This window comes from Reichenbachiella faecimaris, assembly GCF_900176375.1.
GTDB lineage: Bacteria > Bacteroidota > Bacteroidia > Cytophagales > Cyclobacteriaceae > Reichenbachiella > Reichenbachiella faecimaris.
The window spans coordinates 934,595-961,010 of record NZ_FWYF01000002.1; the positions used below are offsets into that span (position 1 = coordinate 934,595).

At 40.9% G+C, this 26,416-nt stretch carries 20 protein-coding genes; 8 read left to right on the top strand and 12 right to left on the bottom strand.

Annotated elements, in window-relative coordinates:
* Positions 1 to 91: 91 nt before the first annotated feature.
* The 6 genes from dnaJ to B9A58_RS11815 all read right to left on the bottom strand — a co-directional run bounded on the left by dnaJ (position 92) and on the right by B9A58_RS11815 (position 5,238).
* Entirely contained in the window at positions 92 to 1,222 is a 1,131-nt protein-coding gene (dnaJ, locus tag B9A58_RS11790; RefSeq protein WP_084373039.1) for a molecular chaperone DnaJ, read from the bottom strand.
* A gap of 2 nt (positions 1,223 to 1,224) precedes the next feature.
* Positions 1,225 to 1,803, bottom strand: a complete 579-nt coding sequence (locus B9A58_RS11795; RefSeq protein ID WP_084373040.1) for a nucleotide exchange factor GrpE — start codon at positions 1,801 to 1,803, stop codon at positions 1,225 to 1,227.
* A gap of 105 nt (positions 1,804 to 1,908) precedes the next feature.
* Positions 1,909 to 2,901: a GTPase ObgE gene (gene obgE / locus B9A58_RS11800; RefSeq protein WP_084373041.1), complete on the bottom strand. Its 993-nt coding sequence runs from the start codon at positions 2,899 to 2,901 to the stop codon at positions 1,909 to 1,911.
* A 206-nt stretch (positions 2,902 to 3,107) separates the two neighbouring features.
* The gene (locus B9A58_RS11805; protein ID WP_084373042.1) at positions 3,108 to 3,680 is read right to left on the bottom strand and encodes an adenylate kinase; all 573 of its coding nucleotides are present in this window, start codon (positions 3,678 to 3,680) and stop codon (positions 3,108 to 3,110) included.
* Positions 3,681 to 3,754: 74 nt separating this feature from the next.
* The gene (hpt, locus tag B9A58_RS11810) at positions 3,755 to 4,285 is read right to left on the bottom strand and encodes a hypoxanthine phosphoribosyltransferase (RefSeq protein WP_084373043.1); all 531 of its coding nucleotides are present in this window, start codon (positions 4,283 to 4,285) and stop codon (positions 3,755 to 3,757) included.
* Positions 4,282 to 5,238: a M20/M25/M40 family metallo-hydrolase gene (locus B9A58_RS11815; RefSeq protein ID WP_245827069.1), complete on the bottom strand. Its 957-nt coding sequence runs from the start codon at positions 5,236 to 5,238 to the stop codon at positions 4,282 to 4,284. Before B9A58_RS11815 ends, hpt begins: the two co-directional genes overlap by 4 nt.
* Before the next feature lie 58 nt (positions 5,239 to 5,296).
* Here B9A58_RS11815 and B9A58_RS11820 point away from each other — a divergent pair, with 58 nt between their 5' ends.
* The 3 genes from B9A58_RS11820 (at position 5,297) to B9A58_RS11830 (ending at position 10,500) form a co-directional block, all read left to right on the top strand.
* Positions 5,297 to 5,752: a hypothetical protein gene (locus B9A58_RS11820; RefSeq protein WP_139793855.1), complete on the top strand. Its 456-nt coding sequence runs from the start codon at positions 5,297 to 5,299 to the stop codon at positions 5,750 to 5,752.
* A gap of 134 nt (positions 5,753 to 5,886) precedes the next feature.
* The gene (gene polA / locus B9A58_RS11825) at positions 5,887 to 8,697 is read left to right on the top strand and encodes a DNA polymerase I (RefSeq protein ID WP_084373046.1); all 2,811 of its coding nucleotides are present in this window, start codon (positions 5,887 to 5,889) and stop codon (positions 8,695 to 8,697) included.
* Positions 8,698 to 9,036: 339 nt separating this feature from the next.
* On the top strand, positions 9,037 to 10,500 hold the full coding sequence (locus B9A58_RS11830) for a T9SS type A sorting domain-containing protein (protein ID WP_084373047.1): 1,464 nt from the start codon (positions 9,037 to 9,039) through the stop codon (positions 10,498 to 10,500).
* Positions 10,501 to 10,502: 2 nt separating this feature from the next.
* Here B9A58_RS11830 and B9A58_RS11835 read toward each other — a convergent pair whose 3' ends face one another.
* Positions 10,503 to 10,925, bottom strand: a complete 423-nt coding sequence (locus B9A58_RS11835) for a secondary thiamine-phosphate synthase enzyme YjbQ (RefSeq protein WP_084373048.1) — start codon at positions 10,923 to 10,925, stop codon at positions 10,503 to 10,505.
* 220 nt (positions 10,926 to 11,145) lie between these two features.
* Between B9A58_RS11835 and B9A58_RS11840 the strand changes: the two genes are divergently transcribed.
* Both B9A58_RS11840 and B9A58_RS11845 read left to right on the top strand, forming a co-directional pair.
* Positions 11,146 to 12,573 (top strand): helix-turn-helix domain-containing protein, encoded by a 1,428-nt coding sequence (locus B9A58_RS11840; protein ID WP_084373049.1) that lies wholly within the window; start codon positions 11,146 to 11,148, stop codon positions 12,571 to 12,573.
* A gap of 175 nt (positions 12,574 to 12,748) precedes the next feature.
* A complete protein-coding gene (locus B9A58_RS11845; RefSeq protein WP_084373050.1) occupies positions 12,749 to 15,079 on the top strand; it encodes a T9SS type A sorting domain-containing protein in 2,331 nt (776 codons plus the stop codon).
* Between the two features lie 57 nt (positions 15,080 to 15,136).
* On the opposite strand, the gene B9A58_RS11850 is transcribed toward B9A58_RS11845, so the two are convergent.
* Together B9A58_RS11850 and B9A58_RS11855 are read right to left on the bottom strand one after the other, a co-directional pair.
* Entirely contained in the window at positions 15,137 to 16,492 is a 1,356-nt protein-coding gene (locus tag B9A58_RS11850; RefSeq protein WP_084373051.1) for a hypothetical protein, read from the bottom strand.
* Between the two features lie 96 nt (positions 16,493 to 16,588).
* The gene (locus B9A58_RS11855; protein WP_084373052.1) at positions 16,589 to 18,751 is read right to left on the bottom strand and encodes a S9 family peptidase; all 2,163 of its coding nucleotides are present in this window, start codon (positions 18,749 to 18,751) and stop codon (positions 16,589 to 16,591) included.
* Between the two features lie 104 nt (positions 18,752 to 18,855).
* Here B9A58_RS11855 and B9A58_RS11860 point away from each other — a divergent pair, with 104 nt between their 5' ends.
* The gene (locus tag B9A58_RS11860) at positions 18,856 to 19,317 is read left to right on the top strand and encodes a histidine triad nucleotide-binding protein (RefSeq protein WP_084373053.1); all 462 of its coding nucleotides are present in this window, start codon (positions 18,856 to 18,858) and stop codon (positions 19,315 to 19,317) included.
* A gap of 48 nt (positions 19,318 to 19,365) precedes the next feature.
* Here the strand turns inward: B9A58_RS11860 and B9A58_RS11865 are convergent, their stop codons facing one another.
* A complete protein-coding gene (locus B9A58_RS11865; protein WP_084373054.1) occupies positions 19,366 to 20,277 on the bottom strand; it encodes a LysR family transcriptional regulator in 912 nt (303 codons plus the stop codon).
* A gap of 150 nt (positions 20,278 to 20,427) precedes the next feature.
* Here B9A58_RS11865 and B9A58_RS20380 point away from each other — a divergent pair, with 150 nt between their 5' ends.
* Positions 20,428 to 20,604 carry a hypothetical protein gene (locus B9A58_RS20380; protein WP_176214762.1) on the top strand — a complete coding sequence of 59 codons (177 nt, stop codon included), beginning with the start codon at positions 20,428 to 20,430 and terminating at the stop codon, positions 20,602 to 20,604.
* Positions 20,605 to 20,688: 84 nt separating this feature from the next.
* Positions 20,689 to 21,597: a DMT family transporter gene (locus tag B9A58_RS11870; RefSeq protein ID WP_084373055.1), complete on the top strand. Its 909-nt coding sequence runs from the start codon at positions 20,689 to 20,691 to the stop codon at positions 21,595 to 21,597.
* Between the two features lie 60 nt (positions 21,598 to 21,657).
* On the opposite strand, the gene B9A58_RS11875 is transcribed toward B9A58_RS11870, so the two are convergent.
* Both B9A58_RS11875 and B9A58_RS11880 read right to left on the bottom strand, forming a co-directional pair.
* Positions 21,658 to 25,026 (bottom strand): methylmalonyl-CoA mutase family protein, encoded by a 3,369-nt coding sequence (locus B9A58_RS11875; protein ID WP_084373056.1) that lies wholly within the window; start codon positions 25,024 to 25,026, stop codon positions 21,658 to 21,660.
* A gap of 167 nt (positions 25,027 to 25,193) precedes the next feature.
* Positions 25,194 to 26,369 carry an aspartyl protease family protein gene (locus B9A58_RS11880; protein WP_176214763.1) on the bottom strand — a complete coding sequence of 392 codons (1,176 nt, stop codon included), beginning with the start codon at positions 26,367 to 26,369 and terminating at the stop codon, positions 25,194 to 25,196.
* Positions 26,370 to 26,416: the final 47 nt, after the last annotated feature.

Consider the following 26,416-nt stretch of genomic DNA (forward strand, 5'->3'; position numbering starts at 1 on the left):
CAAAAATTTAAACCGTTATGTACCAAAAAAGACCTCTTACTATTCGATGATTGTAAGAGGTCTTTTTTGCTTGTTATGACTTTTAAAGATCCTAAAAGAATTCTTTAATCTTTTCGAAGAATCCTTTTTCGCCTTTACCAGGGTTTGGTGCGAAGTTGTCAGATTCTCTCATGCTTTCGAGTTTTTCCTTTTCGTCTTTCGACAAAGTCTTTGGCGTCCAGATGTTCACATGGATCAGCTGATCTCCTTTGCCATAGCCATTGATGTCTTTGATGCCTTTGCCTCTTAATCGCAAGATTTTACCACTTTGGGTACCTTGATCGATCTTGATCTTTACTTTGCCATCTATAGTTGGCACCTCTACGGATGTGCCTAAGACTGCATCTACAAAATTGAGATACAAGTCAAAAACAATGTTGTTGCCCTCGCGCTTCAACTCATCTCCTTCCTGTTCTTCAATTACGATCAACAAATCTCCTGGCATTCCTCCACCTGGGGCTTCGTTTCCTTTGCCAGACATAGACAACTGCATACCATCCACTACTCCTGCAGGTATTTTTACAGGGATCACTTCGTCTTTGTATGTCAATCCAGAATTATCAACACCATGTGGTTTTTTATCAATGCTCTGGCCAGCTCCGTTACAGGTAGGGCAAGTAGAAGCCGAAACCATTTGGCCCAGCATGGTGTTGACCACTTTTTTTACTTGACCGCTGCCATTACAAGACTGACAAGTTCTGAAGGTTACTCCTTCAGCTACAACCAGACGATTAACTTTTATTTTCTTTTCTACACCATGAGCAATATCCTCGAGTGTCAACTTGAGTTTGATGCGAAGATTCGTGCCTTTTCTGGCTCTTCCACGGCCGCCTCCACCGCCTCCGAAAAAGCTATCGAATGGACTTCCTCCTCCACCTCCGAAGATGTCTCCAAACTGCGAGAAGATGTCGTCCATAGACATGCCTCCGCCGCCAAATCCGCCACCGCCAGCTGCTCCGCCCATGCCCGCATGACCAAATTGATCATAGCGCTGCTTTTTCTGGGCATCACTCAAAACCTCATAGGCTTCAGCAGCCTCCTTGAAGTTTTCTTCAGCTTGCTTATCATCAGGGTTTTTATCCGGATGGTACTTGATTGCTAGCTTTCTGTATGCTTTTTTGATCTCATCTGCTGCAGCAGATTTCGAGACACCTAGTACTTCGTAATAATCTCTTTTTGCCATAATTATGCTCCGGTTACTACTTTCGCAAATCTGATCACCTTGTCATTGAGTTGGTATCCCTTCTCAATTACATCTACCACTTTTCCTTTCAGCCCTTCTTCAGGTGCAGGAATTTGTGTGATGGCTTCGTGATACTCCACATCAAATTCGGAACCTTTATCGGCCTCGATTTTTTTCACTCCTTTTTGCTCAAGGATGCCTTTAAATTTATTGTAAATCAAATCAACTCCTTCTTTCACAGATTTAACATCTGCATCTTCAGTCATTGATTGGTCTGCTCTCTCGAAATCGTCTAAAACAGGCAGCAATGCTTTGATCAAACCTTCGCTTGCAGAGTTGATTAACTCCAGCTTTTCTTTTGAGGTTCTTCTTCTGAAGTTTTCAAATTCAGAATACAGTCTGAGGTATTTGTCTTTGGACTCTGCTACCTCTGCTTGAAGTTTTTCTTCAGCACTTAATTCCTCCTGTGGTTCTTCTTTTTGCTCCTCTTTTTCTTCGACAGTTTCTTCGTTCTTCACCTGTGGCTCCTCCACTACTGTCTCTTCCGACTTCTTGTCAGCTTTTTTATTATTTTTTGCCATTAGTATTCACAATTAAATGCTTCATTGGTTTGACAATTACTTTGCCAATGGGCAATCTGTGACAGATTGTCCTAAATTTTTTTATTACAATAAAATCGTGTCAGGTTAGGTGTTGATACTTTGCCAAATCATATCTTTCAGTGGATCCAGGTTTTTTTGAGCCACACTAGATATGAAAATGGAAGGTAGCTCCGTAGGTACTTCTTTTTTCATTTCCTCCATCAGTTCGTCATCCAGCATATCCGACTTGGTGACGGCCAACATTCTTTGTTTGTCCAAAAGTTCTGGATTGTATTTGGTTAATTCCTTTAGCAGGATTTCATATTCCTTCCTGATGTCATCTGCATCTGCTGGCACCATAAACAATAGAATAGAGTTCCTCTCGATGTGCCTTAAAAATCGAATACCCAATCCCTTTCCCTCTGCTGCTCCTTCAATGATCCCTGGGATATCAGCCATCACAAAAGACTTATGGTCTCGATAAGCTACTACTCCAAGGTTAGGGACAAGTGTAGTAAATGGATAATTGGCTATTTCCGGCTTGGCTTCTGACAGGACTGAAAGGAGCGTTGACTTTCCTGCATTAGGGAAGCCTACCAAACCTACATCAGCTAAAACTTTCAGTTCTAGAATGATCCACTCTTCTATGCCGTCTTCTCCGGGCTGTGCGTAATGAGGAGTTTGGTTTGTTGCATTCTTGAAATTGTCATTGCCAAGGCCGCCACGTCCGCCTGGAGTCAGGATAATTTCCTGACCCTCTTCAAGAATTTCTACTCTTTTTTCTCCAGTTTCAGCGTCTTTGGCAATAGTTCCTAGTGGCACTTCGAGAATAATATCCTTGCCTTCTGACCCGCTTCTATTACCTCCTTCACCTGGTTTGCCATCTTCGGCAATGGCGTGTTTTTTATAGCGCAAATGAAGCAATGTCCAAAGTTGACGATTACCACGTAGTATTATATGCCCCCCACGGCCACCATTTCCACCATCAGGGCCACCTTTAGGCACGTGTTTTTCTCTACGAAAGTGTACCGAACCTGGCCCACCATTTCCCGAACGGGAGCAAAACCTTACGTGATCAATGAAGTTTGAAGATGCCACTTGTTTGTTTTTTATTTTGTTATATCGACAGAGGAGGTATCTTCCTTATCTTGTTAAGATTTCTCCTTTCGTCGAAGTGACAAAAGTACATTGTTTCTTTATTAGGGTTATAAAAACCCCTCTTTACCATTGTTCAAACAAAAAAATGACAAAACCCAGATCGCGTCTTTCGGATTTTGTCATTTGAGATTTGTGAATTGGTTTTTTTACAGCCCGTCCATCACTCGGCGAATGGCCAAGTAGATTTCCTCGATAGCTCCTACACCATGAATTTTGTTGTATTTGCCTTGATTCTCGTAAAACTCAGCTACAGGTAGCGTTTCGTTTTTATAAACCTGAATGCGGTTGTCGATTTTAGATTCATCTTGGTCATCAGACCTACCTGAAGTTTTACCTCTTTCGAGTAACCTTGTTTTTAGTTCTTCATCGGGTACATCAAGGGCAATCATTCCACTGATGGAGGTGTCAAAATCATTGAGCATATCTTCAAGCGCAACTGCTTGTGCTACAGTTCTTGGAAAACCGTCAAAAATGAATCCTTGAGGATCTATAGTAGTAGCAATCTTGTCCTTTACCATTCCGATAACTACTTCATCTGGCACAAGATTTCCTTCATCCATGTATTTCTGAGCTAGCTTGCCTAGTTCAGTTCCTTCGCCCAAATGCTTTCTAAATAAATCACCAGTTGATAGGTGTACCAAATTATATTGATCTATTATTTTTTCACTCTGAGTGCCTTTACCAGCACCTGGAGGGCCGAATAATACGATGTTTAGCATGATTTATATATTAGTGAGTATTACTTAGTATTCTACAAAAAAGGGGCAAATATAATAAATTAATTGGGGTGAAATCAGGGCTTTAATTGATACAATCCAGTAAGATTTCGACCCTTGCCTTGATAGTCCATCCCGTAGCCAACCACAAATACGTTGGGAATCTCTTTCCCAACGTATTGAAGCTCTATATTTTGCTTGTAGGCCTCTGGTTTAAAAAAGAGAGTTGCGGTACTAATGGAAGCCGTTTTTTTATTCTTCAAAAGTTCCAGAATATGACCTAAAGTGGTGCCACTGTCCACTATGTCTTCTACGATTAAAATGTGTTTGTCTGTTAAATCTTCATTGATGCCTATCAAATCTTTTACCTCGCCTTTGGAGGACGTTCCTTCGTAAGAAGCAAACTTGAGAAAGCTGATTTCAGGGTCTATGGTCATATACTTGACCAAGTCAGCCACAAACATGAAGGAGCCATTCAGGATGCCAAGGATCAGCAAATTTTTATCCGCAAAGTCTTTATCTAGTTGCTGTGCCAATTGTCTAACGCAAGACTGAATTTGATCTGCAGTCAGATACTCTTCGAAATGTTTGTCTGCAACTTTGATCATAAGTGTTTCATTAGATATGTGTAAAGGCTGATCATGGCATTTATATCATCCTTGTAGACGATTTCATCTGGTGAGTGGACGTGATCTTCTGGTGCACCAACAAAACACCAGTCTATAGGATAGGGGGAGAGTTGAATTTCACGACCATCGCTACCACCACTTCTCTCAACTTCTATTTGATAATTCACTCCTGAGTTTTCTGCTAGCGCGACTATTTTATCAACATACTCTCTTCTGGGAATACTCATGTCTCTTAATGAAATGGCTACACCATTGCCATGAGTTACTCCTTCAGTTACCCAAGTAATGTCAGAAACAAGTGCTTGCTTGATTTGATGATTTTCATACATCCATTTACAAAGGAAGGGAACCGTACCGCCTCCATGTTCTTCCAAACAAGAGAAAATGATGAGTCCATCTTCGAGTGTTTCGGCAACTTTTAGTGCATTCAACACGCCCAAGCGATTATCCATGTAGCAGGATTGTACGTAGTCATCAGTTTCCCTAAAATCCGATTTAAAAACCAAATCTGTTCCTGATTCTATCCCCCGGCCAAAATCATAGAACAAGTGCCCATCTTCATCTTTGAGCTTACAATCTATAAGTCCCATGGAATCCTGACCTACCAGCTGATAACCAGATTCAGTTTCTGGCCCACCAATCGGAATCAATTGATTTTCGTAACGGACAGTAAATCCAATAGAATCTATATGCGCAAAAATGGCTGTTCTGGGGTTACCAAATTTTAGGATCAAACAATCCTGAAATTCATCTCCATAAATGAGCGCTGGCTGTACTTTCCAATTAGCCTTGTTCTTATTGACATAATCAATTAGAAATTCGGTCATAGCGGACTCATTACCAGAAGGGGCAAAAATGCCGCAAAGGGTTTTTAATAATTCTATATCTGCAGGCTGCATGTATTCTTTTGAAAATCGAAGCACAAAAATCATTGTTTTTCGTCTAAATCAAATAGGCGCGCGTAATTTTACCGCTGAATCCAATAATTCTATGCTCGAAGAAATCCTGAAGTACTTATTAATTTATGGCTCTAGTGGCGTGAAGTTTGTTTTTGGGCCTGTCTTTGGCGCTTCCTTTGGCTATAGTGTTTTCTTCACGGGTACGTTGACCATTCTGGGGATGATGACGACAGTTTACGTTTTCACCTATTTTGGTGCACACATTAGACATTTTTCTCAGCGTGTGTTCCGATCTAGGGACAAAAAGGTATTTACAAAAAAAAACAGAAAGTACGTCCAGCTTTGGCTCAAGTATGGTGTGGCAGGCATGTCTTTCCTCACTCCTGTATTGCTGTCTCCTTTGGGAGGAGCTATTTTGGTCAATGCTTTTGGTGGGCGTAAAAATGACATTATCAAATACATGTGGATGAGCAGTATCTTTTGGGGATATCCCATGACCTGGGCTGTGAAGTTTGCCGGGCACATGCTTCCTTTTCTTGATCTTTGATGCGGAGTGGAGGCACGACTTGATGGGATTCCACTATAGACAGCAATTCAGATTGCTATAATTTTTCATAACATGCGATTGAATCAAGTGAGTCGTACCTCCACTGTTCCGATCATTTTCTTACCTTTACTCACATGAGTAAACCTGAGAAAAAACTGTTCCTTCTAGACGCATTTGCCCTGATCTATCGCGCCCATTTTGCCTTTAGCAAAAATCCAAGAATCAATTCCAAAGGCATGAATACAAGTGCAGTATTTGGGTTTATGAATTCGTTGTTGGAGATTCTAAAAAAAGAAAAACCTACTCACATAGGCGTGGCGTTCGACACAAGTGCCCCCACTTTTAGACATGTCCAGTTTCCCGAATACAAGGCGCATAGGGAAGAAACGCCTGAAGACATTAGGACAGCGACCCCTATCATTAAAGACATTTTGAAAGCCTTCAATATTCCCATATTGCAAATGGATGGTTTTGAAGCAGATGATGTGATAGGTACTTTGGCGAAAGCCGCCGCACGCGATGGCTTCGAAGTGTTTATGATGACCCCAGACAAGGATTATGCGCAGTTGGTGGAAGAACATATCTACCTCTACAAACCTGCATATATGGGCAATGGTGTGGATGTACTTGGCATTCCTGAAGTATTAGCCAAGTTTGAAATTGAGAATGTAGATCAAGTTCGTGATATATTGGGGCTAGAAGGAGATGCTGCTGATAACATTCCGGGTATACCTGGAGTAGGTAAGAAAACGGCCATCAAATTTTTGCAGTCCTATGGAACGGTTGAAGGTTTGCTAGAAAATACGGCTGACCTGAAGGGTAAGATGAAAGAAAAGGTAGAGGAGTTTGGACAGCAAGGCATTCTTTCGAAAGAATTGGCCACCATCAAAATTGATGTGCCTATTGAATTTAATGCTGAAGACTTAGAACATTGTGACCCAAATGAGGCCAAAGTCAAAGAAATATTTGAAGAGTTGGAATTTCGTACAATGCTCAAGCGAATCTTTGATATAGATGATGCTTCAGCTCCTGCGGCAAAGGCACCTGCAAAAAAGAAAGCACCAGCTCCCTCCCAACTTGGGCTGTTTGGTGATGCTGCGACAGAAGTGTCTGTTCAGCCAGTCATTCAAGAAAAGAAAAATGCCAAGAATCACAAACACGATTATCATTGCATTGATACCCCAGCGCTGAGGAAATCATTGGTAAAATATTTATCACTTCAGGAAGAGTATTGTTTTGATACTGAAACCACCAGTGTAAATCCTGAAGAGGCTGAATTAGTAGGAATTGCCTTTGCCTATGTGCCAGGAGAGGCTTATTACGTGCCAATACCAGCCGATCAAAAAGAGGCTCAAGTCATTGTGGAAGAATTCCGACTTGTGTTAGAGAATGATGATATACTTAAAATTGGTCAGAACCTGAAATATGATATTCAGGTGATGAAAAACTATGGGGTGGAGGTGAAAGGCAAAATGTTCGACACCATGCTGGCGCATTACCTTATTGACCCTGAGTCCAGACACAAGATGGATGTATTGGCCGAAAATTATTTGAACTATACGGCCATTCCAATAGAGGATTTAATTGGTAAGGGCAAGTCACAAAAGAACATGCGTGATATACCTGTAGCAGATGTGGTGGATTATGCTTGCGAAGATGCGGATATCACTTTGCAGCTAAAGCTCAAACTAGAAGAAGAAATTAAAGAAAGAGGGCTGGAGAAGTTATTGCACGAGGTAGAAGAGCCACTGAGCATTGTATTGGCAGATGTGGAGTACGCTGGGGTTAAAATAGATACTGATGTACTTGGAGAAATGTCCAAAGATCTCAACGAACTAAGTGTAATCGCTCAGGATAAGATTTTTGAATTGGCTGGTCAGGAATTCAATATTAATTCACCTAAACAAATGGGTGAAATTTTATTTGATAAGATGCAGCTGGTAGATAAACCAAAGAAAACCAAAACAGGTCAGTATGCTACTGGAGAAGAAATTTTATCCAAATTGGCACCCGAACATGAGATTGCTGAAAGAATTCTGGAATTCAGAGAATACCAAAAACTTAAATCCACTTACGTGGATGCCTTGCCACTTTTGATTAGCAAAAAGGATGGGTTGATCCATACGGATTATCGGCAAGCTGTTGCCGCTACAGGCAGATTGAGTTCGAACAACCCAAACCTTCAGAATATCCCTATTCGTACGGCTAAAGGACGAGAAATAAGAAAGGCCTTTATTTCCAGAAGCAAAGATTACACGATGTTTGCGGCTGATTATTCACAAATCGAGCTAAGAATCATTGCCGCTTTTGCTAGGGATGAGAGTATGATCAAGGCTTTTAAAGACGGACAGGACATTCATTCCACCACAGCTTCAAAGGTTTTTGATGTACCTATGGCCGAAATGACTCCTGACATTCGACGCAAGGCCAAGGAGGTAAACTTTGGTTTGATCTATGGGATTTCGGCATTTGGATTGTCTCAAAATATCGGAATCTCACGCACAGAAGCGGCGGAGATTATAGACTCTTACTTTACCCAATTCCCGAATATCAAAAGATATATGGATGATCAGGTGAATTTTGCTAAGGAGCATGAATATGTAGAAACGATTCTGGGGAGACGTCGTTACTTGCGCGACATCAACTCTCGCAATGCTACCGTGAGAGGATTTGCAGAACGAAATGCAGTAAATGCGCCTATTCAGGGAAGTGCCGCTGATATCATTAAAGTGGCCATGATCAACATTCATGACTGGATGAAAAAGGAAAAACTCCAATCCAAGATGATTATGCAAGTGCATGATGAATTGGTCTTTGATGCACATAAGGATGAACTCCCAATGCTCCAAAAGAAGGTAGAAGAGCTCATGAAAAATGCCATTCCGCTAGATGTACCCATGGAAGTGGGTATGGGCACAGGGGTGAATTGGTTGGAGGCGCATTGATGATGAACCTACCCATTTTTAGGAATTAATCATACGATTTGTTCTCCTCGCAGGGAGTCTAAAATCTCTCCAATATGAGCTTATTCGTACCAAACAATACGCATGTAGCTATATCAACAGGAAATTTATGTTTTATAATTTTATAGCTCTAGTAGTATTAAAATTGTACTATTAGAATACAAAGTTGCGTTTATCTCAATTTTAAGTGATATAAATATTATTTATCTGGCAATATATTCATTTCGTCGAAAATTTCTTTTTTTATCATTCTTTTAAATCTCTTTTGCACTTCCGCTTCGTATGTGCTTCATCTAAGCGGGCAGCAAGTTGAAAAGAATAATGAAGAGAAAAATTATATTATGCGCAGGCATACTTATTATAGGTATGCGTGTGTCTGCACAATGCCCAACAAGTGGTACTATCTCAGCAGATTGTACTACAGTTGGTGATTTGACAGTTAGTGGTACTTTGAATATTAACCCAGGGGTAACTTATGAAGTCACAGGTAGAATTACATACACGGGTCGTACCATTAATGCTTCTGGTGCGATAATAGAGGCAGGTTCGATGCGTGAGCAATGGGCTTCTAGTACTTTAAATGGAGGCACATACAACGTCGCTGGAGATTTCACAACTGCTGGAGATTTTTTTGCTATCGACATCACAGCCAACATTGGCGGAGATTTACCTATAGGTGGGAATTCAACTTCTCACACCAATTCAAATTACAATGTGGAAGGGGATTTAAGTTTTGGAAGTGGTCCTCATGAACTCAATGGAACATCATTTGATGTGGGGATTGGTTATGCAGGTACTACGGGTACGTTTGTAGTAAGCCTCAATGGTAGTTCTGTTTTAAATTTTTCTAATGGCGCTTCTATGGATGTAAGAGGAGATGTAGATGCAGGAAGTGGTGCAGAAATAAACATTAATGCCTCTGATGTATATGTTACTGGAAACTTTGATAATTCTGGAACTGGTAGCGTGACCGTAACTAACGGGGGGACATTTAGGGTAGATGGTGATTATGACAACTCTGGAACGGGTCATACCACAGTTGAGGATGGGGGAACTCTGGAAGTCGGGGGCGACTTTGACAATAATGGAGGAGGGTCTGAACTCATTGTTGATGGCGGAGGTGTAGTGGTAGGAGGTGATTTTGAAGGAAATGAACCTGATGTAAGTGGCGGCGCAGACGAAGGTTGTAGTGGCGGAGGTGGTGGATGTTGCGGCGCGGCATGCTCATCCTTGCCAGTCGAGCTGATTTCTTTTAACGTCAAAAGAGGAATTGGCCATGTTACTTTGCGTTGGACGACTGCCACAGAGTTAAACAATGATCATTTTAATATCCATCGTTCTACCAATGGCGTGGATTTTGAAATCATAGATTGGGTGCCAGGAAATGGGACTACAGATGAGCAAAAAAGTTATGAGATAAAGGACTACCTCTCTCAGAAAGGCATTTACTATTATCAACTGGAGCAAGTGGATTATGATGGAAAGAATGAATTTTTTCCTGTCAAGCAGATCAATTATAATTTGAGTCAAAACTACGAGCTGGATATTTATCCAGTGCCTTTGGCCATCGGGGCCGATTTTTATATATCGTTGGATGAGGAGAAAATAATTACAGCATCAATTTACGATCTATCTGGAAGAACTAATATGGATTTGCCCTACGAAGAACAATTGGAAAGGGTCAAAGTCAACTCGTCTTTACTTGGTCTACAGCCAGGTATTTATGTGATAAAAATTACTACAGCGTTAGGTCAATATACACAAAAGTTGAGGCTCTACGAGTAATTTTATTCTCCTAAAACGGTAAGCATAACCTTTCTAGATCCACCATAATCTCTATGCTCACAGAGATATATGCCCTGCCAGGTACCTAGATTTAGTCGCCCATTGGTGACTGGGACAGACACTGAACTTCCGAGCATTGACGCTTTGATATGAGCTGGCATATCATCCGAACCTTCGTAGGTGTGACGGTAGTAACTGGCATTTTCTGGAACAAATTCATTGAAATGACTTTCGAAATCCTGACGTACTGTGGGGTCAGCATTTTCATTGATCGTAAGACTTGCAGAGGTGTGTTTGATGAAAATCTGTAATATGCCAATCTGCACATTTCTAAGTTCTGGAATGCCATCCAAAATTTCATCTGTTATCAGATGAAAACCTCTTGGTCTTGGGTTGAGTGAGATTTCTTTTTGAAAACTTGCCATGCCCTAAATTCCGTCTTTCCCGCGATTTATCAAAATAGCTTTATAAAAGAATAATTGAAATGGGGAACGAACACTTCTTATAATTTCTACGTAAATTGAAGCTTCAAAAAGCACGTTTTATTTCAATCAGCGTATCAGGTCATAAGTGAATCAAGCGCCTCACTTTATTGATTAGATACTCTCGTTGAATTTGTCAAAGTCAATTTGAATTTAAACGACAGTGAAAAACTACTACGGGCTTTTGATTATTCTTTGCTTGTCTTACCCATCTTTTGGTCAGATCAAGTTCGTTATTGAATCACTTCCTGAAACCACTCCTGCACAAGATTCTATTTTTATCACTGGGACTTTCAACAACTGGAATACGACAGACCCAAAATATCTTTTGCGAAAGCAGCCAAACGGTCAACTGGCTGTTGTTTTAAACTTTACTGAATCCGTAATTGAATACAAATTCACTAGGGGAGGCTGGTTGAAAGTAGAGACAGGCGATCAGAATGAATACATTCCGAACCGAACACTTGTAAAAAACAGAGCCTCAAGAACCATACTTATTCGAATTCAGAACTGGCAGGATTTAGGTGGTGCACGAAGTTTTGAATATCTCACCTTCTACTATTTCGCCATTGCATTTTTGTCGTTTATTCTTTTGATACTTTCATTGAGAATATTCAAAAGTGACCAAAAGAAACAGCGAATATTTGCCGTCATGCACGGAATACTTGGGCTGTTGTATCTGGGAGCAGTAGCTTATTATGTAGTCAATCCTATTTGGCAGACGTATTTACATATTTTAGGGCAGGCACTCATTTTTGCATGGGGGTCAACTTTATACTTGTTTATCAATTACATTGGAAAAAAGGAAAATGCACGCATATCCTGGAAATATTTTTTGCCCATAGTTTTAGCTTCCTTGATCGCAGTTTTGAGATTGATGAACATTGAACTTATGGCTTTTTTTTCGATTCCGTTAGTTGGTTTGCTGACGTGGGGCAAATTACTGATGGTTGGGACAGGAGGAATGATGACCTGCTGGTTTTTGGCTAAACTGTTTAGAGAAATTGACTGGAATGTAAAAGGAAGATTACCTTCATTTTTTCGGATCATGATCCTAGTCAATGGTATATGTCTTGCTTTTGTTTTTGTCAATCTATATATAGATGGCCAGGGTATGGTCACGGAAGATCCTGGAGAATACAAGTGGTTTTTTGTTCTACTCTCTTTTGTGATTTGGACAGAAGTAGTAGTTCTCTGGAGAGACCCACAATTTTTTAAAGAACGGCCTCAGGTATTGCATATTGATAAGGCGGATGAATTGCTACTGAAACTACGAGAATTGATGGAAAAGGAAAAGGTATATCATGAGGCCGAGCTCAATGTGCATCGTCTGGCCGAATTGATGGACACTAAGCCGCATATTCTGTCTAAACTTTTGAATGAACACTTTGAGCAAAATTTCAGGGATTATGTAAACGGCTATAGAGTTGATGAATTCATTGACTTGGCCAATACTGGCAAACTTGAAAAACTCACCTATTTGGGTTTGGCTCACGAGGTTGGCTTCAATTCTAAGTCTACGTTTAACCTAGCCTTTAAAAAAATCACTCAAAAGAGCCCACGTGAGTATTTCAAGTCATACGCCTTGTAACTGTTAGTTTATCAGCGAATTAGCGATTGATCTAGTCAGTTTTGAGATTTAATTTCTTGGCTGATTTTAGAAAATAGGACGTTTTTCAAAAGCCTGAATAGCACATTTGAAGACTTGATTAATAGTTAATCAGGCAGCGATCTCAGATGGCTGATACTTTCAAAATCTAATCGATATGATCAAAAAACTGACACTAACGATTTTTTGCACATTTCTGTTTGCCACGGCCAGTCAGGCACAGGATGATGTGATGATGCAGGCATTTTACTGGAATCTGCCAGTAGATGAAACCAACCTAGATGGTGACTGGTGGGACAACTTAGCTGATAAGTCAACCTATTTAAAAAATGCTGGATTTACAGGCCTATGGCTCCCTTCCCCATCCAAAGGGAATTGGGGTATTGTGGACATGGGTTATGGCATCTATGACCACTATGATCTGGGCAACTACAATCAAAAAGGGTCAACTGAAACGCGGTTCGGAAGTCGTTCTGAATTGGAGGCCATGATTGCAGACATGCATGATACCAGTGGAGGTCAGCCAAAGATAGAAGTGTATGCAGATATCATATTGAACCACGTGTACTCCAGTGATGAAGACGAAGAAGTCAATCCTGCCGTAAAAGCATACACATTTGCAGAGGCTTATACCAATGGTTCACAACACGTGCCATATCCGTCAAACGAAATCAAATGGGTGATTCCCAATGCTGGAACAGGCGACTATTATATCAAAATCAAAGGGTTTGAAATGGACTGGGGTAGTTATGACAGTCGTGGATACGAAGTGACCATTGATTGGACTGGTTCAGGAGACAATACAACTTATACCTGGGAAAGTGAACCTAATGGGGGCAATGGAGATACGGATGTTTTTCCAGGTTCGGGACAAATTATGAGAGGGTTTATTGGCTCTTCATCTGATATTGATGAATATCAGGTGACGCTAACAAGTGCTCATGACATTGTCATTAAACTCAAGGCCATTGACAATACCAATGGCTGGAACTGGGGCAACCAAAATCATGGATTGTATCCAGCAGAAGTTTGGTACAATGGGAATAACCTGGCCAGCACAACTTTAGAAGCCAGAACCAATACAGGTATCAGTTATGTAACCCATACGGGCACGGGCGAACCTAATCATAGCTGGAACTATTCTCATTTTCATCCAGTGGATGGTAATGACTGGTTGGGAGACTGGGGAGGAGATGAGATCATCCCTAATACCAAAGGCTTTGGTAATGATTTTAATACTTACAGTGCTGTTGTCCAAGATCGTTTTGAGGATTGGGGAGAGTGGTTGTCAAATGAAATCGGGTTTGATGGTTACCGACTTGATTTTGTAAGAGGATTTCAGGCTGACTATGCCGCTGATTGGGTCAATAGCTTGCCATTGCTCAATGGAAACCAAAGGTTTATTGTAGGTGAATACTGGGGTTCAGATTCTCGAATCAATGATTGGGTCAATGATCTGGCTGCAGACGGAGCAGATGCGGATGGATTTGATTTTCCATTGAAATCTTCTTTGACTGATATGTGCAATGGTACAAACAGTTATGATATGAGATGGCTGAACAATGCAGGGATGGTTAGAAATGGAAATGGACATGCACTACCTGGCACTTCTGTGGTGACTTGGCTAGACAATCATGATACAGGCAAGGAACATGACAAATGGGTAACCAAGGATTGGAAAATGGGGTACGCCTATATCCTTACTCATGAAGGTCGCCCTTGTGTATTCTATCCGCACTACTACAACGTGACCTTGGTAGACAATCACGATTCGAATACGACTGTGACTTCTCCAGCGAGTTTACAAGAGGATATAAACAAATTGATGTTTGTAAGATCCACTTATTTGGGAGGAAGCCTTGAAGTACTCAGTGATATAGGCAATCCTTACCCTTCGGGTGATGCAGCTGATGTATATGTAGCCAGACGAGCAGGAAATGGCACTAAAGATGGGGCCATTGTTGTGATCAATAATAGTAATTCTACTAAAGGCCTTTGGGTAGATATTACACCTTCTGGCTGGTCTAATTGGGACAATACCGTTTTGGTGAACGCTTTTGATAATGGCCAAACAACTCAGGTCTATGGAAGTGGTAGAGCGTGGGTGGAAGCGCCTGCTCGTGGATATGCCGTATATGTAAAACAGGGTGAATATGTAGCCTACTCGGCACCATCAGCTAGAACTGTGGATTTAGGATTTGAAGGCAAATTGGATAATAAGTTAGCGTTTAATGTTTCTGAAATTTTCCCTAATCCAGTAGTCAATGGCTTCTCTAATCTCGAAGTTGATTTGCCAGATGACGGAACCGTGTGGATAGAAATTATTGATTTGTGGGGACGTACAGAGCGACAAATTGAAGTTCAGAAATCGGCTGGTCATCATACCATTCAGCTAGATGTGCAAAACTTAAGAACGGGTTATTACCTCTATAAATTTGCTTACAGAGATCATGTAACACAAACCAAACCATTTTTGGTAAAGAACTAGAGACTACCAGTTTCAAAAAGGCGAGCTCCTCGGGATTATCTCGAGGAGCTTTGTTTTTTATTGTGTAAACCCACCTTTCGAATCCAAAAGTTGCTTCGCCATAGCCGCACCAATCAAAGATTCCAATGGTGTACCGCCTTTTTGGCTCCCTCCTGTGATCATAGTTTGTGGGAATTGTATCTTGGAAATTTCTGTAGCCACGCCCACAGAGGTTTTGTACTGCCATTCTGCTTTTTCCTGAGGGGTAAGACCCGCAGAAACCAATTTGGCATTTTCATAGGCCTGAGCATCTGCAGCTACTTTTCTCTGCTGTGATTTCAAGCGTTCTGTCTCCAATGCAATAGCAGCTAATTCCTTGTTAGTTTTTTCTTGCTTCAACTTGGTTTCGATCGCGATCAATTGTTTTACTTGCTCTGTTTCCTGCGCTACCCTTTCTGCAGCTTTATCCCTTTCACCTTCTGCTAAAATTCTTTGCTGAGACGATTTTGCTGTTTCTATTTTCTGCTGTTCGAGCTGTCTTTTTGCTGATTCATCTCGCTGTGCTTCAAGTCGTTCTTTGAATGCACCTTCCAGCACCACGTCATCCACAATTACTTGTGACACAATGATGTTGTTTTCTGTAATCTCGTGCGAGATGCGCTTTGGGACGCCATCTATCAAAATCTTGTTTACAGAATAGGAGGTTTGTATCTCCTTGATTTTCCTAGTTTCGTTCGCCTGCTGGATATCAGCGTACACTGTGTCTCTATTTTCGAGTTTTTCGACTGCATAGGCGCCATCTTTCAGTTGCTCATCGAGCGTTTGACGAAAGCTCTGGGCTTCTCCTGAGATATAGTCCTGAGCAGCAAACATGTATCCAGTATTGTTTGTCTGCTCTCTGACAGTAGGTATTAATGTATTGTTAACCAGGTTTGACATACTTCTAAATTTAATAGCCAAAGTTTCAAAACTCTCTTCATCAAGTGGCAATTGAAACCTACAAGAGATGTAGACTGTAGCTGTTACCTGATCTATAAACCGGATGGGTATTGGTTTCATTACGCCTTCAATGCCATATTTGCTCCCTTTGTCATCCACGACTTTTACGTCAATATATTTTTGCCATGGTGTGATTTTAGCAAATCCTCTGAATTTTATGCCCTGACTCGTTACCACACTGGTATTTCCTGTTGGGTAAACCAAAAAATATTGCTCTGTAGCGTCTGCCCAGAAAAATAGATAAGGTAATAGTGCCAACGTGGTGCCTGCACCCATAATAACAGCGCCCATTTTTTTACTGAACATCAAAAGAAAGGGTGGTGCCTTGGTACGCACTTTTTGCTCTCCTTCAAATACATTTTCTTCAGCCAGTTGAGGCCTCAGTAAATAAATAATAAGGCCAATAATGGCCAGGATAATTCCAATTGTACTCATGTTATCGTTAGTTATTTTTTCGGAATATAATAATAAATAATGTTTAGTCTATCCATAAAAAAATGGAGTAGGGTATTAAAGCCGCGCAGAGGCGCGTTACAAATGCTCCAACAAGAAGTTAGTCATCATGGTGTACAAATGAACCTTGGTCTTTTTGCCCACTAAGGAGTGATTATTGTCAGGATAGTAAAAGGAATCGAATTGTTTGCCTTGATTGATTAACTCGTTTTGTAGCGTCACGGCATTCTGAAAATGAACGTTGTCATCTCCCGTCCCATGAATGAGCAGGTATTCAGAGCGAAGTTTACCAGCATTTCTAATGATCGAATATTCATTGTATCCTTCTAGGTTGTCTTGAGGGCGGCGAAGGTATCTTTCAGAAAAAATGGTGTCATAGTACTTCCATAAAAATGGAGATACAGCAATTCCCGCCTTGAATACTTCTGGCCCTGTTTCAAGAGCCAATGTAGATATATATCCACCATAGCTCCATCCCCAAATGCCAATTCTACTCTTGTCAACAAACGGAAGTGTGCCTAAATATTTCGCTGCGGCTACTTGGTCTTCGGCTTCCATTTTACCCATTTTCAAATAAGTCATTTTTTTGAATTCTTCACTTTTTCCGCCTGTACCTCTGCAGTCTATTCCTACTACGATATAACCTTTTTGTGCCAATAATTGATGCCACATAAAGTGTCGGCCTTGCCATTCGTTTTTTACATCTTGTTTACCAGGCCCGCTATACTGATAGATGAGTAGCGGATACTTCTTCGTGCTGTCCATGTCTGTCGGCTGTACCATGTAGGCGTTGAGCAATTTTTTATCGGCAGCCTCTATTTCGAAAAGTATTTTTTCGGTTAGGCCATACACTGCCACTGTTTCTTTCAGCTTAGCATTATCCTTTATCACTTTTACTAATTTGTTGCCTCTTGTTGTCATAAGGGACACTTTCATAGGGCTGGAGGCAGATTCATTAAAACTGATATAATATTTGAAGTCTCTACTCATATCGGCCGTGTTCACACCAGACTGGGTACTGAGTTTCAATTTTCCTTTTCCTTTGTAGTCTACCTGATATAACTGTCGGTCAAGAGAAGACCCCTCAGTTGAAGTATAATAAAGCACTGGTGTTTTTGAGCGCTGATCCAGCGCAATCAATTTTTCTACATTGAATGCTCCTGAAGTGGCTTTGTATTCTAGCTGGCCGTCCATGCGATGAATATAAAAATGCTTGTACCCCTCGCGTTCAGAAGACATCAAAAAGTGGGTGCCATTGTCCAAGTAAATCCATTCATTGGTATAAGTAGCGTGGATGTAGGTTTTGGTTTTATCAGTGAGGATGTTTGTAGCTGACTTGAATTTGGTACTGTAATGAAAGATGTCCTGTTGGTTTTGTAATCTATTCAGTCGCTTGATGGCCAGAATATCAGGGTCTTTCGTCCATTGGATATTTGGGATATATATGTCAGTTTCTTTACCCAAATCTACAACTTGTGTGGTGTTGTCTTTCAGGTTGTAGACTTTGATGGTGACCGTAGAATTCTTTTCACCTGCCTTAGGATACTTGTATTTGTAGTCTCTAGGATAGAGTGCACCATTGTCCCAGAATTGAATATTATATTCTTTTACGTCAGTTTCGTCAAACCTGTAATAAGCCAATTTTTCCGAATTGGGCGACCAGAAAAAGGCTTTGGTAATGTAGAGTTCTTCTTCGTACACCCAGTCTGTAGACCCGTTGATAATACTCCCTTTTTTGCCATCTTTGGTCACTTGATGTTCGCTCATATTGGCCAGTTTCACAAAGAAGAGATTGTTGTCGCGTACAAATCCTACATTTTTATTGTCTGGTGAAATGGTCGCATAAGACTGTCGACCATTTGGCGAAAGTTTCTTCAGTTCTTCTCCTTTGAAAGAGTAGATGTAATATTCGGCCGTAAAGGATCTTCTATAAATCTTCTGCTTGTCAGTCTGAAGGAGGAGTTTCGATTCATCAGGGGTGAAATTGTAGTCGTCAATTTTTAGATTCAGTGCCTTTCCATCAATGATTACTGAATCAGGAAGTCCTGTGGTCACATCATAGCGTAAAATCTTATTTTCTTCTAGCGCCGTGTAATACTGCCCATCATTCATCCAATTCAGACTTTTCATGGTTTCTTCCTGAAAAAGATCTTTCTCGTAGATGGCAGAAACTGTGAGTTTCTTTTGTGCGGAAGTGGCTAAAGAAATAAGTAGGAGAAGTAAGGAGAGATTCAGTTTCATAGTAATTGGTTGTTTGACGGATCACAAATATAAAATATTGACTGAAAGTGCCTAAGGGATTGTACTGATCTGGTAGTTTTACGAGGAATCAAACGAAATGACAGATGAAAAAAATTCTGATAAGTCTCTTAGTCATTTACTCTCATCAGCTATCTGCACAATCTCCTGAATATGCTGAAAATAAAGCCAAAAAACTGGCCAAAGAATCACCTTTTACTAAGATCATCAATCGAGAGCTACCTGCTACCATTGTATATGAGGATGATGAAATTATTGCTTTTGTGCCACTCAGAAAACAAGCGCCTGTTCATTATTTGATTGTACCTAAAAAGAGAATTCTTACGATCAACAATTTGCAGGAAGAGGACGTGAAGGTAATAGGTCAAATGCATTTAGTAGCTAAGCGACTGGCCTTAAAAGAAGGAATTTCCGAAACGGGCTATCGCCTAAGTATCAATACCAATGAGGACTCAGGCCAAAGTGTATTTCACCTACACATGCACTTGTTAGGCGGGATGAAATTGGGTCCCATGGTAGAGCAGACTTATAGAGAAGAAAGAGAATAAGACAGCATAGCCCTCAGAGTCACTCGTAGAGGACTCTGAGGAAGCAGATCAACAATCCCCATCGCACTCGCAAACTCCTCCCACATTGCACTTCAAATGCTCAATGAAATTATTGATGTAAGCAGGTGCCTCAGGCTGATTGAGATGCGCGGCGTACCAGGTTCTGTATAGTCCTTTTTTAGTGACTGGTACAAGTTCAAGATTGTTGTCAGTCAAATACGGTTTCACCATCCAGCTGGCCATGACCTGTACACCTAATCCAGCTTTGATCATTTGAAGTACAGCATCAGTGACCTGTATGGGCATCACTTTTTTTGGCTTTACACCTTCTGGCATTAATACCTGATTGAAAAGAGTTACAGATTCAATAGGGTATGAATGAATGAATACATTCTGCTCTCTGAAATCTTCTGCCTCCACATAAGGCTTTTTAGTCCAGGCATGACCAGTAGGAACTACTACCATCATTTCATCTCGAAATAGCTCTGTATAAGTCAGTGCCGGATGATCATTGTGATCACTGGTAATGGCCAAATCCAGCTCTCCATCCAGTATCAATTTGTCTGGATTTTCGGTCACACCAGGAAAAATTTCAATGTCTACTTTGGGGAATTCTTTGTTGAAATCGATCATCAATGTAGGGAGCCAATGGTAACAGGTGTAGCATTGGGTAGCGAGACGGACGAGTCCTTTGTCTCCATTCACATATTTTTTTACCGAATTTTCGGTCTTGTCTATTTCACTCAGAATCTTCTTGGCTGAATCCAGTACGATTTGACCAGCGCCTGTCAGAATGAGTTTCTTATTGACACGATGAAAGAGCTGAGCACCAAGGTGCGTTTCGATCTCTTTGAGTTGGTGGCTCAGTGCCGATTGTGATAAATAAAGGTTTTCCATGGCTTTGGTTAAGCTGCCTTTGTCGGCCACTTCCCGTACCAGTTTGAGATGACGAAGTTCCATTGGTTTGTTTTGAGGTATTAGTTTTATTCATGGAATTGACTAAATCAATTCATCCAATTCATGGAACGAAATTTTTAGTCGGGCGTTTCATTCCTCATCAATTAAATTTTAAGACGGGAACTTTTCTGTCAAAACTTAAGCATAATCGATATGGAAACACCAGCACTACATTTGAAAATTGCCAAGCTGAATGGACATGGGTGCATTCAGATCGAGCAACCAGAGAAACTGCAAAGACGAGTGACCGCGACGAGCGAATTCGATTTGGTAGAATATCTCAAAGAAGTAAAGACTCCTCATATAGGGTTAATGTCTTTCACCAAATAGCCAACGAAATTCTCGTTGGTGCCATCGCCAGTGGGATTAAACGCTGTTGGCGATGGCCAATAACTTTATCTTAATTTTGCACTTATGAAACTAAAAAACCTACTCTTGCTGCTGTTTTTAGCTACCCTTTGGGGGCCGTCTTTTCTTTTTATCAAGATAGCTGTAGTAGAGATTTCCCCAATCACATTGGCAGCCTTAAGGATAGGACTGGCAGCATTGCTTTTAAATATTTGGCTCTTATTCAAAGGCTATGAGTTTAATAAATCATGGAAATTCTGGAAGCACGTAGCCATTGCCGGCTTTTTTGCTCATGCCGTACCTTTTGCCCTGATCAACTGGGGTGAGCAGTACATTGATAGCTCCATTGCCTCTATTTTGAATGGTTTGACTCCCTTGGCTACAGTTTTGATCGCCAACTTCGCAATAGCTGATGAACGCATGACAGTAGAACGAATTGTGGGTACAACCCTTGGCTTTATAGGCTTGTTGGTGCTTGTTTCTCCTGAGTTAGTGTCTGGTGTAGACGCATCTGTTTTAGGAATAGTGGCCGTCGCAGTGGCCGCGATTTCTTATGGAGTAGCCCTGGTGTATTCGAGAATGCATTTGATGAAAGAAAAGCCACTGTATGCACCAAGCTCACAACTTCTGGTCACCTCGATCTATTTGATACCTTTTGCCCTGGCAGTAGAGGGGCCAGTGGTTTGGTCAGCACTGTCATGGGAATCCATAGGCTCTTTGATCATTTTAGGCACGCTGGGCACTGCATTGGCTTTTGTGATTTATTATAGAATATTAGCGAGTGCAAGCGCCTCGTATCTGTCGCTTGTGACCTACTTGATGCCAATATATGGCGTGGCTTTAGGGGTCATATTTTTGGATGAAATTCTGGCTGTAGAAGCAATTATTGGAGCGGCACTCATATTATCGGGTATTATGATCGCCAACAAAACCATCAGCATTCCTCTGGGAAGGAAGGCGATAAAAGTGACTTAATTAAGTTTATCTTAGTTTGGTATAGATAGGCAGCCGACAAACGAGTCGGCTGCTGTTTTTTTACATATTTCTCCTGTACTGCCCGCCCACCTCGAATAATGAGTTGGTGATCTGCCCAAGAGAGCAGTGCTTCACACATTCCATCAAGGCTTCAAAGATATTCTCATTGTGAATGGCGGTTTCTTGCAACTTCCTCAGTGCCTCGTTAGATGCTTTACTGCTAAACTCTTTTAAGTTATTCAGCATTTCGATCTGATATTCTTTTTCCTCTGAGGTAGCCCTGATAACTTCTTGAGGGATTACAGTAGGAGAACCTTTGGACGATAAGAAAGTGTTCACACCAATGATAGGAAACTCACCAGTATGTTTTAATGTCTCGTAATACAGGCTTTCCTCTTGGATTTTGCTGCGCTGGTACATGGTTTCCATGGCACCTAATACACCCCCTCTTTCTGTAATTCTGTCAAACTCAGTGAGCACAGCTTCTTCAACCAAATCAGTTAATTCTTCAATAATGAATGAGCCTTGGATAGGATTCTCATTTTTAGCTAGTCCAAGTTCTCTATTGATGATTAACTGAATCGCCATGGCGCGTCTTACAGATTCCTCAGTTGGGGTGGTAATTGCCTCGTCATAAGCATTGGTATGCAGGGAGTTACAATTGTCGTATATCGCATAAAGCGCTTGCAGTGTAGTACGGATATCATTGAAATCAATCTCCTGCGCATGGAGTGATCTGCCACTGGTCTGGATGTGGTATTTCAACATTTGAGAACGGCTGTCAGCTCCATATTTCAACTTCATGGCTTTCGCCCAAATTCTTCTGGCTACTCGGCCAATGACTGCATATTCAGGATCAATACCATTAGAGAAAAAGAATGACAAGTTTGGTGCAAACTTGTTGATATTCATGCCTCTGGACACATAGTATTCCACGAAGGTGAAACCATTTGATAGGGTTAATGCCAATTGCGTGATTGGATTGGCTCCTGCTTCGGCAATATGATAACCAGAAATGGAAACAGAGTAGAAATTTCTTACATTCTGATCAATGAAGTACTGCTGTACGTCACCCATTACTCGTAGAGAAAATTCTGTTGAGAAAATACAGGTGTTTTGTGCCTGATCTTCTTTCAAAATATCCGCCTGAACGGTTCCTCTTACTTTGGTTAAAGTCTCAATTTTAATCTTATTGTAAACATCAAGATCCAAAACTTGATCGCCAGTGACCCCTAGAAGCATCAAGCCAAGTCCATCATTCCCTTCTGGCAATTCACCATTGTATCTTGGCTGTTTGTCTTCTCTGCCCTTGTAGATGGCAGCAATTTTCTTTTCTACTTCCTTTTCAAGCCGATTTTCTTTGATGTACAATTCGCACTGCTGATCGATAGCGGCATTCATGAAAAAGGCACAAATCGTAGCTGCTGGCCCATTGATAGTCATGGACACAGAGGTAGTAGGAGCTGAAAGATTGAAGCCAGAATATAACTTCTTGGCATCATCCAAACAGCAAATGTTTACGCCAGAGTTTCCAATTTTTCCATAAATATCCGGGCGGTGATCTGGGTCTTCTCCATATAGGGTTACGGAATCAAAAGCAGTAGACAGTCTGGCTGCTGGAAGGCCCTTAGACACATAGTGAAATCGTCTATTGGTTCTTTCAGGGCCGCCTTCACCTGCGAACATTCTGGTTGGATCTTCGCCTTGTCTTTTGAATGGAAATACGCCTGCTGTATAAGGGAACTCTCCAGGCACGTTTTCTTGTAAGTTCCATTTCAAAACATCTCCCCAACCTTCATACTTTGGCAAGGAGACCTTAGGTATTTTAGTATGAGATAATGATTCAGATTTGGTTTGAACTTTGATGTCTTTTCCTCTTACTTGATAGACAAATTCGTCAGAGTTATAATTGTCTACTTTGGTTTGCCATTCGTCAAGAATTTGTTGATTTCTTGGGTCAAAATCAAGTGAAGTCTCTTTGTAGAGTTCTTTAAGCCTATGGTTCAAATCTTCGTCTTGCGACAAACGCATGGTTTTATCAATGCCATAAAGATTTTGAGCAATCTGTCTTTGTTTTTCTACCCAAAGGTCATACTCACGGATGCTGTCAGAAATTTCTGAAAGGTATCTGGTTCTCTTTGGTGGAATAATGAAGACCTTTTCAGACATTTCTTCCGAGGCTTCAAAAGAGGATTTCAAGTCGGCGCCTGTTTTTTCCGCAATAGCGTCCATGATCACTCGGTAGAGTTTGTTCATGCCAGGATCATTGAATTGAGAAGCAATCGTACCGAAAACAGGCAAATCATCTACGTTGGCATCAAAGAGCTGATGGTTTCTTTGGTATTGTTTTTTCACATCGCGAAGCGCATCCAGCGCTCCTCTTTTATCGAACTTGTTGAGCGCAATGATATCTGCAAAGTCCAACATATCAATTTTCTCTAGCTGAGTGGCTGCGCCATATTCAGGGGTCATCACGTAAAGTGAAAGATCAGAATGTTCGATAATCTCTGTGTCAGACTGACCAATACCACTTGTTTCAAGGATGACTAAATCATAGCCTGCCGTTTTTACTACATTCACTGCTTCTTGGACATATTTGGATAGTGCCAAATTAGACTGCCTAGTAGCTAATGAGCGCATATAGACTCGCGAATTGTTGATCGCATTCATTCTGATACGATCGCCAAGTAGTGCTCCTCCCGTTTTTCGCTTAGAAGGGTCTACGGAAATGATGGCAATACTTTTATCCTCAAAGTCAATCAAAAACCTTCTGACCAATTCATCGACTAAAGAAGATTTTCCCGCTCCTCCAGTACCAGTGATTCCCAATACAGGCGTTTTTGAAGTTTCTGATTTTTTGTCAATAGCCTTTAGCAAGTTGGCCGACTGCTCAGGGAAGTTCTCAGCAGCTGAAATAATTCTAGCGATTGATTTGGCGTCTTTTTTATCTATTTCTTTCAACTCACCATTCAGATTTTCACCAATAGCAAAGTCACTCGATTTTACCATATCGTTGATCATGCCTTGTAGGCCCATGGCACGACCGTCATCAGGAGAATAAATTCTCGAAATTCCATATTGATGAAGTTCGTCTATTTCGGTAGGTAAGATGGTGCCTCCGCCCCCACCAAAAATTTTGATGTGGTTGCTTCCATTCTCTCTCAAGAGGTCATACATATATTTGAAGTACTCCACGTGCCCACCCTGATATGAGGTAATGGCTATGGCCTGAGCATCTTCCTGGATGGCGCAGTTCACAATTTCATTTACTGAACGATTGTGACCCAAATGAATTACTTCTACACCAGTGGATTGGATAATTCTTCGCATAATATTGATAGCGGCATCATGCCCATCGAACAGCGAGGCTGCGGTTACTATACGAATGTGATTGTTTGGTTGATATGGATTGATTTTATTTTGGGTCATACCTGTGAATTTTTCAGACCGCAAAGCTAAGGAATAAATTGTTTTTCGCTGATTTTTTTAAATAAAGCGGCCTATCAAATAATTGTATTTATAAGCGATTAGAAGCCTTTTTTGATAAGTATTAGCTGGATAAGCAATTGCGTTGACTGAGAATTTTCGCTAAAAAATTAGATGTATCGTTCAAGTTTAAAGGAGGTTTTTTGAACTTCTCCATCTCTGATATATCGAACCACAATTTTTTTCCCTGGTTTCATCCTTAATAGAGAGGAGAATTCGGAAAATTTCAGGCTTTCAAGTGAATAGCCATTGATGGTCTCTATGTGATCGCCTTCGCGTATACCAGCTTGAAATGCGGGTGAATCAAATCGTACGGAACTGACTTTTAATTCGTTTAGCTTCTCACCATACGCTACTATATTCATGCCACTCATATCATGCTCAAACCCTTTGTTGTACATGCTACTCTTTTTGAGGTATAAGTTGCTACTAAAATAGTCGAAAACCACGTTGAATCGAGACAGTAGTTCCCCTCCAATCGTACCGTTCCTACTTCCTCTTTTTATTGCAGCACCATAATCTCCTTCAATAGGAAATGTAGCTATAGGCTCTTCAAATTCGAATTTCCCTATTTTTATAGAGGTCATTCTGCCAAGGTATCCATTTATATTTCCACCAAGGCCTCGGCCGATGACAGAAGTAATATTTTGTTCTGGGATAAGGGATTCATCTTCTGGGTTATCTACGAGTACGGCGTGACTAGCACCTGAATCAACCATTAGATGCATTCTTCTTCCTTCTTTTTCATTTTTCATGAGAGTGACTTCGATATACGGCTTCGTGTTGACCACCTTCATCGGGATTTTTTTATAGGCACCTCTAGGTCTGTATTTTCTTGGCTCATGAAGTACGATGTAGCTATCGTCATAATTTATTTCAACAATAAATCGGCTAAATATGTCATAGCCGATGACACCAAAAACATCAGTTCCAAGATTATTTTTCAACTCTAAATAATCTTCTTCCAACACCAATAGTGCCTGATTGACCCCTGACTCTACTCCTCCTGGAAGGCTTAAAGATACCTGCTGAGCAATTCTAGCTTTTATTGAATCTTGATCTCCAGGCCCTTGAATGGTGATGTTTCTGGTGTAATCAAGACCTAAGTAATCACCGAATACTTTTTCAGTTAGAATTGGATATTGCACACCAGTATCTAAAATAAATTTAAGTGTAAGTGAATGGTTGATAGTGACAGGAATAACGATCAGATTGTTGTATCGCTCAAAAGGGATGTGGGTTTTATGAACATCAGGAGGGAAATCAAAACCCACCTGCTGAGACATACTCTGCCTTGTCAGGAGTAAAAGGACAAATAATAAATAGTATGTTC